Source organism: Streptomyces sp. NPDC005566 (assembly GCF_040605575.1).
Taxonomy (GTDB): Bacteria; Actinomycetota; Actinomycetes; order Streptomycetales; family Streptomycetaceae; genus Streptomyces.
The window spans coordinates 178,322-189,400 of sequence record NZ_JBEXDB010000012.1 but is presented as its reverse complement, the minus strand read 5'-3'; the positions used below and the strand labels follow the sequence as shown (position 1 = coordinate 189,400).

The window sequence follows — 11,079 nt, the reverse complement described above, 5'->3', positions numbered from 1 at the left end:
CGGCGTCGGTGACGTCGTGTCCGCACGGCTTCGAGGGGGACAACGGATGAGGCACGCACGACGCAGCCTGCAACGGATCGCGCGGCTGGCGGCCGTCGGCGGACTGCTCTGCGGCGGGCTGATGGTGACCAGCGCCGTGGCGAGCGAATCCTCGGCCCCGGCAGACGGCGGAGGCGGCACCGCTTCGCCCCCCGAACTCGGCGCGGGCCTGGTCTCGCAGCTCGGCACATCGCGTACGGCCGGCACGTGGATCGGCTCCGACGGCCGCCCGGTCGTCGCGGTGACGGATGAGGAGGCCGCGGCGGAGGTCCGACGGGCGGGGGCACGCGCCGAAGTCGTCCGCCACAGCATGGTCCGCCTCCGGTCGGCCACCGACGCGCTGGGCGGAGCCCCCCGGGTGCCCGGCACGGCGTGGGCGGTGGACTACTCGTCCAACCGGATCGTCGTGCATGCCGACAGCACCGTGTCCGCCACGGACTGGTCACGGATGTCGGGCCTCGCCGAGGAGATCGGCAGCTTCGTACACATGCAGCGGAGCGGAGGAACCTTCTCCACCCGGCTCAACGGCGCCGACCCGATCTTCGCCCCCAACGGACGCTGCTCCGCAGGATTCAACGTGACCGACGGCCGACAGGATTTCGTCCTGACGGCCGGTCACTGCGGTCCACGCGGAACCACCTGGTTCCAGGACGCGACGGGAACCAGGGAACTCGGCACCACAACGGTCGGCAGCTTTCCCGGCAGCGACTTCTCGCTCGTCGAGTACGCGAACGGCGACGTCTCCGGTACGAGAAGTGTCGTAGGTGTCGGCGGAGACCGGGCGGTGAGGATCACGGCGGTCGCCGACGCCGTCGTCGGCCAACGGGCCTTCCGCAGTGGCAGTACCACGGGGGTGCGCTCCGGCCGGGTGACCGCGCTGAACGCGACGGTGAACTACCCCGAGGGCACGGTGACCGGCCTGATCGAGACGACGCTCTGCGCCGAGCCCGGCGACAGCGGGGGACCGCTGTTCGCCGACGGGCTCGCCCTCGGCCTGACGTCCGGGGGCAACGGCGACTGCACGATCGGCGGCACCACGTACTTCCAGCCGGCAACCACGGCGATGGCAGCCCTCGGTGTGAGACTGACCGCTGAAGGGAACGGTACCGGCCCGGTCCCACCCCCGACTGCCGCAGGAGCCGTCGCCCCAGGAGCCGTTGCCCCAGGAGCCGTTGCCCCAGGATCATGGCAGCTTCCGATGTTCGGCGGTTCCCTCAGCTTCCGGACCCTCACACCTGGGCTGCTGGTCATCGCTGTGAGCCTTCTCGGGCTCGCGGCAACCGGCTTGATCCGATCGGCTCAGCGGCGAAACAGCTACCGCCGCCGGTACGCCCGAAGCTGGAACTGACCGTTCGACCGGCGGCTGCGTCCTTCCGGGCCCGGCGGTGCGATCGCCCAGCTCCCGGTGCGACGTCATGCCCGACCTGTCCGTACCCTCTCAGCTCAGAGCAGTTGCCAGGCCCCTGAACACCAGTCCGCACCCGAGCACCAGGACGACGGAGGCCGTGGCGAGCGGTGCCATCCGGTGGGCACGGGCCAGCACCCGGCCTCGCGGCCGCTGCACCAGCCTCCGCGCTGTGGTCTCCCGTAGCCGCACCACCATGAACCCGGCTCCCGCGAGCGTGAGCGCCAGCCCGCCTCCGTACGACAGGACCAGCAGGAAGCCGAACCATGCCTGGCCGAGAGCGGCCGCGCCGACGAGCACGACGACTGCGGAGGGACTCGGGACCAACCCGCCGGCCAGGCCGAGGAGTATCACGCCGCGCAGCCCGGGGGCGGGCGGCGTGTGGCTGTGGGAGTGGCTGTGGTCATGCGCATGGCCGTGATCGCCGCCGTGCACCGCGCCGGGATCCGTCCGCGTGTGGGAGCGGGCCGCGGTTTCGCCGCCGTGTTCGTTGTGGCGCACAGCCGTGAGGGCGGGGACCCGCTCCTCACCATGCCGGGTTCCCGCATCTTCACCGTGCTCGTGTACGTGGGGGTGCTCATGCCCGTGTGCACGGCTTTCGTGAGGACCGTGGCCGTGATGAGGGCGATGGCGCAGACGCCACCCCCTGCGCAACAGGAGCGCCCCTGCGACTGCGACCAGGGTGCCGCTCGCGATCCCCAGCCAGGACACCACGGTCGGCGCCGCCGCCGAACCGGCGGTGATCAGAGCACCCAGGGCGAAGACGCCCAGCGTATGGGTGAGGGTGACCGAAGCTCCGAGGGCCAGCATGTCGCGCAGGGAACCACGGCCGCCCGCCGCTGCGGCGGCGGCCATCATGGTCTTGCCGTGGCCCGGGGCCAGCGCGTGCATGGCACCCAGCAGCAGGGAAGCCACGAGCGCCAGCGCGGCGAAGCCCACAGTCAGTTCGTGCCGGGCGACCAGTCCGGTCAGCGCCTGCGTCCAACGATCCGTGCCGCGCGGCAGCACGCCCATCGCCGGGGAACCCGTCGCCTCGTCCCCCGTCCCCGCCTGCAGCGCCGGCCCGCCGGGGCGGACCGTGAAGGTGGCCGAACGCGAGTCGGGCGGTGAGGAGAGCAGATCGTCGGGGTACGCGGTCAGCCGTCGGGACCGGGAGGTGCCGGGCACGCCCGCCCCCGAGACCATCATCCGGTCGCCCCGGGCGGTGATCTCCCGCCACCCGATGCCGGTGGTCACGTCCGCCGGGCGGTATGAGAGGCGCAACCGCGCGTCATCCGGCAGCGGCGCCGTCATCTCGCAGGTCACGCGAAGGGTCTGCAATCCCGCCTGCCCCGCACGCACCTGCGCCTTCGTGCTCGCCACCGAGACGGAGAGCCCTGTTCCGCCCGCGCCTTTGCCCCCGGCCGTGAACCGAGCGCCCTCGGCGGCCGCATCGCACCGCACCCGGGCCCATGCCGACAGTTCGTCCGGCGCCAGCCGGTCGTCCCGGTCGGTGTCGATACGGTTCCGCTCCTGCGAGGCCGGGATCTCAGCCAGGTCCTCCACATGGTCCACGCTGAGTGTTCCCGGACCGACGACGAGACCGTCGTACTGGTTCACCGTGAAGCTGCCCAAGGGGTGTGCTTGCGCCGCCTGCGCCGGGAGCAGAGCCAGGACGGTGCCCGTTGCCAGCGTGGCGAGAGCGCAGACGGCAGTACGGCGGATCATGAGTCACCCCGGGGCCTGGTCAGCGCCGACAGGGCGGATGAGGCGTCGCGGGCTCCCGTGGGTGAGAAGCCCGGATTCAGAGCGAGCGCGGCGCGCAGATGGCGGCGGGCAGCTCCGCGGTCGTCGAGAGCGCGCTCGATCATGCCCCGGTGAAAGAGGAAAGAGGCGTTCCGATAGCCGGGCGACCCGGCGGTCGCCTTCTTCGCATACGTCAGCGCCTCCTGGTTCCTGCCGTTCGCGTGCAGCGCCCAGGCCAGGGCGTCCGCCGTATGTACGCTCTCGCGGCGGGTCCATTCGGCGCGCGCCGACTTCAACGCCTCGGCGGCGTTGCCGTGGTCGGCATCGAGGAGGGAGGACTCCAGATCGGTGGCGACGCCATTGGCGCGGGCCAGGCGGGTCCAGATACGGATGAGCGCGTACTGCTCCTCGGCCTGTCGGCGCCGTCCGCCCGTCTCGTACAGTTCGGCGAGGGCGGCGAGCTGCCCAGGCAGCGGGTAACGCCGTACGACCCCTTCGAGATCGCTCACCGCACGCTTTCGATCGCCCAGCGCGGCATGGGCACGACCTCGTCCTTCCAGCGCCGGCAGGTACTCCGGTTCGGCGCGCAGAGCGGTCGTGAAATGGTCCAGCGCCTGGCGGAACTCACCCTGGGACCAGGAGAGCTGGCCGAGTGATGTGGCGGCATAGGCCACATCGGCGGTACTGAACGCCGAGGCCAGTGCCCGCAGCAGCACCCGACGCGCCCCCTTCACGTCGCCGTGCAACTCCAGGACATACGCGAACCGCGTGAACACGGGTAGGCCGGGACGCCGCCGGTCGGCGAGCTCCACCGCCTCCAGCGCCTCGTCGTAGCGGCCGAGTTCGACGAGGGCATCGACCCGGCTGCACAGGGCCCGCTCGCTGTACGGGTTCACCCTCAGTGCCCGGTCCACCAGAATCAGCGCCGCTTCGAAGTCGTGGCGCGCGGCGGCCAGCGCCGCCTGCCCGGCGAGTGCCGCGTCGTTCTCGTCCGCGGCACGCAGCTCCAGTGAGCGCTCGAACGCCGCCTCGGCCTGCGGATACCGTGTCGGATCGCCGCTGGTCCGAGCCTGTTCGACATATGCGGCGCCCAGTGTCGCCCACCCGGTGGCGTCCCGTGGCTGCGCCGTCAGGTGCCGCTGCAGGGTGGTGATGCCCTGTGCGAGCTCCCCGACGGCCAACTGCTCGACGGGCACACCCGCCGTGAGCGCTCGCCCGGCGCTCTCGGGCCGCCCCGCATCGCTGCCGGCCCCGGACGCCACCGAGGTGACCGTGAGCACGAGAGCCACCGCCACGACTGCGCAGACGCGCCGACGCCCCGGCCCATGCGCTCGCTGACACCATTGCGCGAACCGTGGCTTGCGTACGGGCATCGGTCTTGCCCTCCTTGTTCTCGGTGGGTGGTTCGGCAGCGTCGTGGGGGAGCGCGTACGCAGGCGGGCCGTCGTCAGGAGAGGCCGGGCCGCTGTAGCTCCCGACAGCCCCCGACGGCGGTGGTCAGCCGAGCCAGGAGCGGTGTTCGGTTCGACGGCGGGACCGCAACCACGCCGTGCCGAAGCCGACCAGCAGCACCGTCGCGGCTCCCGCTCCCGCGGAGGCGAGCATCACCGTGTCGTCGTCCCACGAAGCGGTGATCGAGGACATTCCGCCTGTCAGTCCTGTGGTGTTCGCCTTCGTGGCAGCCTCAGCCGCCCTGACGTCGGAACCGGCGGTGGGCAGGGCGACGTACGGAAAGGTGGTGCCGAACTTCTTGTCGTTCGCGTCGACGGCGTCGCCCAGGTCGTTCTTCGAACCGACGAGTTCGCCCTCGACGACCTGGAGCGCGATGTCCAGCACGTCGTCCGACAGGCGCCGCCCGTTGGGAAACCCCGCGTTGTCGCCGTCCAGCACCCCCAGGCGTTTCGGCTCCGCGACCGGTTTGATGGACGTGTTGAGGCGCAGCATCTCCGATGCCTTGACCGCCGGAGGCTGGTTGAGGTCCTTCACCCCGGTCAGGAACACCGAGACGAGATCGTCGCGCGGCTCCGCCGGAGCCTTGATCTTGTAGATTCCCTCGATGAGTTTCGGCAGTTCGGGTTCGGTGACGTTCTTCAGGAAGTCGCCGTCGTTCTCGGGAGACGACGCGTTGAACCTGTCCTTGTCCTTGACCGGGTTGACGACCTCGTTGACCAGCGGCATGCCGAGCCGCGACACCCGCGTCCAGTCGCCGTAGGCGTTCTTCCGCTCCGTCGTCGCGTAGATGCCGACCACCGGTTGCTCGGCGGACTCCCTGATGTACGAGTTCGGCACCTGAAGGGCGATCGTGTTGACGTTGTAGCCCTTCAGGGTGTCGTCGCCGACCTCCGACAGATCACCGCCGTACAGGAGGTCGAAGACCCGCAGGTCGAGGAAGAACGGGTCATCGGCCTGACCGGCGAAGGCCTTGAGCCCGCCGGCGACCTTCTGCACCGACTCATCGCGCAGCGCCTGGTAGTCGGGCATCGACGCCTTGCCGACGTTCGACGGCGCGACCGGCAGACCTTTCGCCAGCGGGTGGCGCGAGACAGTCTTCCCGTGCTGCAACCGCAGCAGCTCCAGGTCGTAGGTCTGAGTGAAGTTGAGGTCAGGGTCGGCCAGGCTCTCCACGGCGCCCGTGTTGTAGAGGAAGGTGTTCTCGTTCTTCCGGTGGTCCTTGAAGGTGAACCGGTACAGCAGGTCGTCCTGGGCGTCACCGTCGCTGTCGACGTGGATGTCGTAGCGGGCGTCGCCGGCGAACGTGTAGAAGTTGGGGCCGCCGGCCGGCTCCTGGAACGGCAGCCAGTTGGCCACCAGCGTCGTCGTGTCGGGATGGTCGGGGCTGACGAACGCGTACACGTCCGTGGTGTCGAACTGGGGCTGTCCGGAGATCAGGGGCGCCTCCCGGTGGCTCGAGGCCGTCGCCGTCCGCGGCGCCAGCATGCCCACGCCGGCAGCTGTAAGCCCTCCGGCGGCCAGCGCACCACAGGCGACCAGAGCAATGCTCCCGCGCCCCCGCCAGGTCCGGCCGCTTCTCGTCGTTGCGGTCATCTCGTCCATCCTTCATCCGGCATCGGTCCGTTCCGGCTTGCTCGTAGCTCCAGTACGTGCGCCGCGCCGGTCTTGTTCGGCCCTGACCGAACGAGTTCGGCCGCGCTGCCGACGGGAGGAGGGGCCGAACACCGGGGAGTGCGAGTGCGGGTGAGCGCGGCGGTGGCCGTTCGAGCCGGGAAGGGATGCCATGGCGGATGAGCCGAAACGCGAGTCGGTGAGGCGGCGGACCATGTGCCGGCCGAAGCCCCCGCTTCCACCGTGCGGGTCACGAATCGTTGTGCGGCTTTGCAGTGCCAGGCGGTGTGCCCGCCCTTCCCGCCCGCCCGCTCTCAGGTGCCGCCTGCCCGGGACGTCGGCAGGTGGCGGCAGGCAGTCTCGGAGCGGTCAGCCGGATTGGAGGTGCCCCCGGCGGGCAGGCGAGGCTTACACCGCTACAGAAGGAGATTTGATGATCATCGTCGGAATAGTCGCCGTCTGTGTCGTCCTGGCCGTACTGGCATTCTTCGTCCCGAGGCTCTCCCGCCATCCCGAACGCGGAACCCAGCGCACGCTGGGCCTGGGTTCCCGTGCGGGCGGCAAGGCGCCCGGTGTCCTGGGCCGCGCCTTCAGCAAGCCCTTCCGCAGCAGCTCGAAGGCTGTCGGGCGCAGTGGTTCGGCCGGTCGTCGCGCCCGCTGGCGCATGCCGTTCTGACGGCTTCTGCGGCATTCCTGCGCTCCACGGGCGCGACGAACTCCAGGAAGTGGTCCCGTCAGGGGGTGCGGTTCAGGCGATCCGCTCGCAGATGTCTGTCGTCGAGCCATGAGCCATGGTCACGGTCTTGTGGCCGGACGCGCTGATGGCCAGGGTGTACACGCCGTCGACGACATACATGCCCCGGTCGAGGTTGCCCTCACCCACGCCGACCAGGACGGGACCCACCACCGACCAGAACTGCGATCCGTCGGTGCGGTACTCGACGATTGCGGAGCCGCTCGCGTCCGCGTCGTAGAAGACGTCCGAGACCTTGTTGGTGACCCGGATGACGAGGTCCCCCTTGTACGCCACACGCTTCGGCGTCCCGTCCGCGTGTCGGGCCAGAACACGCCGCACCACCCCGTCCACGACAGGTTCGCCATGGATGGCGAAGTCGCATCGCAGGCCTGCGGCCACATCCCAGGGCGCGGATGGTGCGGGCTCCCAGCCGAGACCCTGCTGCGGGCCGGAACGGTCGGCGTCGGTGGCCTGGGCCGGCGTCGCGCCCAGGAGCACGGCTGTCACGATTGATCCGATGGCCAGAGCTGTTCGTCGCATGGTGACTTCCCGTCAATGAGGTTCGGCTGTTGACCTGGCCACAGCGTGACCCCGCCTTCTCACCACTTGCTGACCACGCCTGTCCGCTCCACCGTCGGCCGGATACGCTCACCAAGGTCATGGAGTTCCAACTGCTGGGTCCCTTCGAGGCCCGACACGAAGGTGCACCGGTCCCAGTCGCCGACCGCCGTCAGGAGCGCTGCCTCCTTTCGATCCTGCTCCTCGAGGCAGGGCGGGTGGTCGCCACCGACCGCCTCGCCGACCTGCTGTGGGACGCTGACGCCCCCGCGTCCGCCCGCCGCATCATCCACACCTACATAGGCCGCATCCGCGCCCGACTGCGGCCGCACGGGCTGCACATCGACACCCGGCACGGTGGATACGTCCTCGACCCGGATGGCCACACCATCGATGCCGGAGACTTCATCGCCCTGTGCGGCCGCGCACGGGCGACCGCAGACGCCGTGCAGCGTGTGCGCCACTACGACCAGGCACTCGCCCTCTGGCACGGGCCGCTGCTTGCCGACGTGGCCGAGGACGCGCTGCGGAAGCGGCTCGGCAGCCACCTCGACGAACTGAGGATGTCCGCACTGGAACAGAGAGCGGAGGCGCAGCTGGAACTCGGCGACCACGACAAGGTGGTCGCTGATCTCTCCCCGCTCGCCCCCGTGCACCCCGAAAGGGAGAGGCTGGTCGCGGCACAGATGACCGGGCTGCGCCGAAGCGGCCGGCAGGCCGAGGCCCTCGACCTCTACCGACTCACCCGGCGGGCGCTCGTGAGCCGTCTCGGCGTCGAGCCGGCCGCCGGACTGCAGACCCTGTACGAGCGCATGCTGCGGGGTGATCCCCGGCTGGACCGGCCGCCCGGGCCCGTGTACGCGGTACGTGTGGGGGAGGAGTGGCTGCCCTGGTCCACGAGCGGTCACCCCGCGCTCGAGTTCTGCAACACCTACGCCGGCTGGCGCGGGGAGCCCTCGCCCGGATCCGAGTGGCTGCGTTCGTACTCCACCCTGGCCGTCTGGGCAGGCCATATGGATCTCGCGGAGGACTGGGTCGTGTCGGGGCTGCTCAAGCAGGCAGCACAGCAACCGGACCATGCCGCGGCCGTCCTGCAGGAGGCCCAGGCGTTCCGTACGCAGCTCTACGCCGTTCTGACCGCCCCCGATGATGTGCGGGCCTTCAAAGCGGTAGCCGGGGTGGCGGAGGACGCGGCAAGAACCTCCGCGTTCGTCTTCGGCGAGGACGGACTGGGCCGGTGGCGACTGTCGCCGTCCGCCGGACTGCGTCTGCCCCTTCTCGGTGTGGCCCGCAGCGCGGCCGAACTGCTGGCCGATCCGGCCAGGTTCATGATCCGCGTCTGTCCGGGGGAGCGCTGCGGCTGGGTGTTTCCCGACGAGAGCGGTCGGCGCAGATGGTGCAGCCTCCGCACCTGCGGCACGGAGGTGTCGACGGTCTAGGCGGGCGTCCGCGTGGTACGTGCTGGGCGCCGGGAACCTGAATGGGGGCAAGTAGACGAACCGTGGATCAGCTGTTGCGCGGGGGCGCCGGGGATGGCGACGCCACGGAGGGCGTGCGTGAAAACCTCCGAGTCGTCAGCTGCCCGAAGGCCCGGGAGGCACCAGGGTCAGCCGTGCGTCCTGGACACGCACGCGGCCACCACGTCACGGAGACTGCCCGTGCGATCGAGTGCCTCCCGCTGGATCCGTGCCCCGGTCCCACGCTCCAGTACGTTCTTGAGCGCGGACTCGGCCCATGCGAGGTCGCCGCTCTCCTCCAGAGCATCGCGGACATGCGCGAGCAGGGCTCCCACCACGTCGGACGCGGGCTCGGGCAGCATGGTCAGGGGGTGGAGCAGCTGCCCCTCCAGCCCGGCCCGTCCGGCCTGCCAGGCGGCCATACGCAGGACACCCACCCCGACCGGGTCGGGCGGCTCCCCTTCGGACCAGCTGCGTGCCGCTGTGTCGACCAGCCCGCGCACGAGCGTGGCGAGCAGCGCGGCGTCGGCCGGATCGAGGCACACATCCGCCACCCGGACCTCGACCGTCGGGTACCGGTGCGAGAGCCGTGCGTCGAAGTAGATCATTCCCTTGTCGCGCAGGACTCCCGTGTCGACGAGTGCCGCGACCTGTTCGTGGTAGCGCTCGGCGGAACCGAAGATCTCGACCGGTCCGGCCGACGGCCAGCGCCCCCAGACCCTGCTCCGGTAACTGGCGTACGCGCTGTCGATACCCTGCCAGAAGGGTGAGTTGGAACTCAGCGCAAGGAGCACCGAAAGCCAGGGGCGTACCCGGTCCAGCACACCGACGCCCTCCTCGTCCGACTCCACCGAGACGTGCACGTGGCATCCGCAGGTCAGTTGCTCCTGTGTGGTCAGCCCGAACTTCTCGGCGAGCCACCGGTACCTCTCGCCCTCGCCGATCGAGGGGCTGACCGGCAGAGGTGACGTCGCGAGCGCCGCCACGGCAGCCCCGGCCTGCGCGGCACTCTTCGCCGCCTCGGCCCGCGAGCGAAGGATCTCGTCCGCGAGTTCGCGCATGTCGGTGCGTGGTTGGGTGGCGAACTCCAGCTGCTGGTCATGGAGTTCCGGTTCGAAGACCGACTCGCCCTCCGCACGGCGTTCCGCGAGGGCCAGCACTGCTGTCGACAGCGCGCGAGGCTCACCGTTCTGTTCGTCGACGAGCAGGAGCTCCTCCTCGACACCCACCGTCCGCACCATCGTGGCCTCCCGAGCCCCGTCCTGCCCGCCACCACGGCCGGGCACGCTGTTCCTGCCACTCACCGACTGCCCCGTGTTCCCGGCTTCACTCGAGAAGGGCGCCACCAGGCGCCGGCTCCCGGTCCACGTTCGCTGCCGACGACGGCCGGGTGGGCGCGGCGGGAACACGGAGGGTTGCACGACACAGGAGACGGGATTCGGAACCGCGCACACGGAAAGGGCCCAGGTTCCCCCGTTGCCGACGTCGAGCCCCAGAGAATTCGCAGCGGACGGGAGTGAATGTCACCATGGGATTCATGCTACGCAAGGCGCTGATCGTCATTGACATGATCAATGGTTATGACCATCAGGATGCCGAGCACCTCCTTCCTTCGGCAGAACGTGCAGTTCCTGTCATCGTGGGGCTGCTGCGGGCGGCCCGCGCGAACGGCACACCGGTTATCTACGCCAACGACAACTTCGGGGAATGGCGTTCGCATCACGGGGAGATCGTGGCATCGGCACTTGCCGGCGCCCGACCCGATCTGGTCGAACCGCTGCGACCGGACGAGCAATCACTCTTCGTGGTGAAGGCCAGGCACTCGATCTTCTACGAGACACCCCTTTCGTACCTGCTCGACCAAGTGGGCGTCGGCCATCTCGTTCTCTGCGGTCAGGTGACGGAGCAATGCGTTCTCTACTCGGCACTGGATGCGCATATCCGCCACCTGGGTCTTACGATTCCTGAGGAGGGGGTGGCCCATATTCATGCGGACCTCGCTCAGGCCGCACTCCGCATGATGGAACGGAACATGGGCGCCCGCGTATGTGCCGCCGAGGAAGTCGAATTCTGACGTCCGACCACGACGGCGCGCA

General features: G+C 69.9%; 9 protein-coding genes. 4 read left to right on the top strand and 5 right to left on the bottom strand.

Going from position 1 to position 11,079, the window contains the following annotated elements; all coding sequences use genetic code 11:
* Window positions 1-46: 46 nt before the first annotated feature.
* Entirely contained in the window at window positions 47-1,387 is a 1,341-nt protein-coding gene (locus tag ABZS61_RS20540) for a S1 family peptidase (RefSeq protein WP_356422910.1), read from the top strand.
* Between the two features lie 90 nt (window positions 1,388-1,477).
* Here ABZS61_RS20540 and ABZS61_RS20535 read toward each other — a convergent pair whose 3' ends face one another.
* The 3 genes from ABZS61_RS20535 to ABZS61_RS20525 form a co-directional block, all read right to left on the bottom strand.
* Window positions 1,478-3,151 (bottom strand): nickel transporter, encoded by a 1,674-nt coding sequence (locus tag ABZS61_RS20535; RefSeq protein ID WP_356422907.1) that lies wholly within the window; start codon window positions 3,149-3,151, stop codon window positions 1,478-1,480.
* Window positions 3,148-4,458 (bottom strand): tetratricopeptide repeat protein, encoded by a 1,311-nt coding sequence (locus tag ABZS61_RS20530; protein WP_356422904.1) that lies wholly within the window; start codon window positions 4,456-4,458, stop codon window positions 3,148-3,150. Before ABZS61_RS20530 ends, ABZS61_RS20535 begins: the two co-directional genes overlap by 4 nt.
* 208 nt (window positions 4,459-4,666) lie before the next feature.
* A complete protein-coding gene (locus tag ABZS61_RS20525; protein WP_356422901.1) occupies window positions 4,667-6,214 on the bottom strand; it encodes a DUF4331 domain-containing protein in 1,548 nt (515 codons plus the stop codon).
* 451 nt (window positions 6,215-6,665) lie between these two features.
* On the opposite strand from ABZS61_RS20525, the gene ABZS61_RS20520 reads away from it, so the two are divergent.
* Window positions 6,666-6,908 carry a DUF6411 family protein gene (locus tag ABZS61_RS20520; RefSeq protein WP_356422898.1) on the top strand — a complete coding sequence of 81 codons (243 nt, stop codon included), beginning with the start codon at window positions 6,666-6,668 and terminating at the stop codon, window positions 6,906-6,908.
* Window positions 6,909-6,980: 72 nt separating this feature from the next.
* Here the strand turns inward: ABZS61_RS20520 and ABZS61_RS20515 are convergent, their stop codons facing one another.
* Window positions 6,981-7,508 carry a hypothetical protein gene (locus ABZS61_RS20515; protein ID WP_356422895.1) on the bottom strand — a complete coding sequence of 176 codons (528 nt, stop codon included), beginning with the start codon at window positions 7,506-7,508 and terminating at the stop codon, window positions 6,981-6,983.
* Window positions 7,509-7,627: 119 nt separating this feature from the next.
* Between ABZS61_RS20515 and ABZS61_RS20510 the strand changes: the two genes are divergently transcribed.
* Window positions 7,628-8,965: a BTAD domain-containing putative transcriptional regulator gene (locus tag ABZS61_RS20510; RefSeq protein ID WP_356422892.1), complete on the top strand. Its 1,338-nt coding sequence runs from the start codon at window positions 7,628-7,630 to the stop codon at window positions 8,963-8,965.
* A 167-nt stretch (window positions 8,966-9,132) separates the two neighbouring features.
* Here ABZS61_RS20510 and ABZS61_RS20505 read toward each other — a convergent pair whose 3' ends face one another.
* Window positions 9,133-10,224, bottom strand: a complete 1,092-nt coding sequence (locus ABZS61_RS20505) for a glutamate--cysteine ligase (protein WP_356423116.1) — start codon at window positions 10,222-10,224, stop codon at window positions 9,133-9,135.
* Window positions 10,225-10,520: 296 nt separating this feature from the next.
* Between ABZS61_RS20505 and ABZS61_RS20500 the strand changes: the two genes are divergently transcribed.
* Window positions 10,521-11,057: an isochorismatase family cysteine hydrolase gene (locus ABZS61_RS20500; RefSeq protein ID WP_356422889.1), complete on the top strand. Its 537-nt coding sequence runs from the start codon at window positions 10,521-10,523 to the stop codon at window positions 11,055-11,057.
* The last annotated feature ends 22 nt before the right edge of the window (window positions 11,058-11,079 follow it).

Coding starts and splice junctions, on each gene's coding strand:
- ABZS61_RS20520 (WP_356422898.1), top strand. CDS start 6,666: ATGATCATCGTCGGAATAGTCGCCGTCTGTGTCGTCCTGGCCGTACTG.
- ABZS61_RS20500 (WP_356422889.1), top strand. CDS start 10,521: ATGCTACGCAAGGCGCTGATCGTCATTGACATGATCAATGGTTATGAC.
- ABZS61_RS20540 (WP_356422910.1), top strand. CDS start 47: ATGAGGCACGCACGACGCAGCCTGCAACGGATCGCGCGGCTGGCGGCC.
- ABZS61_RS20515 (WP_356422895.1), bottom strand. CDS start 7,508: ATGCGACGAACAGCTCTGGCCATCGGATCAATCGTGACAGCCGTGCTC.
- ABZS61_RS20510 (WP_356422892.1), top strand. CDS start 7,628: ATGGAGTTCCAACTGCTGGGTCCCTTCGAGGCCCGACACGAAGGTGCA.
- ABZS61_RS20535 (WP_356422907.1), bottom strand. CDS start 3,151: ATGATCCGCCGTACTGCCGTCTGCGCTCTCGCCACGCTGGCAACGGGC.
- ABZS61_RS20505 (WP_356423116.1), bottom strand. CDS start 10,224: ATGGTGCGGACGGTGGGTGTCGAGGAGGAGCTCCTGCTCGTCGACGAA.
- ABZS61_RS20525 (WP_356422901.1), bottom strand. CDS start 6,214: ATGACCGCAACGACGAGAAGCGGCCGGACCTGGCGGGGGCGCGGGAGC.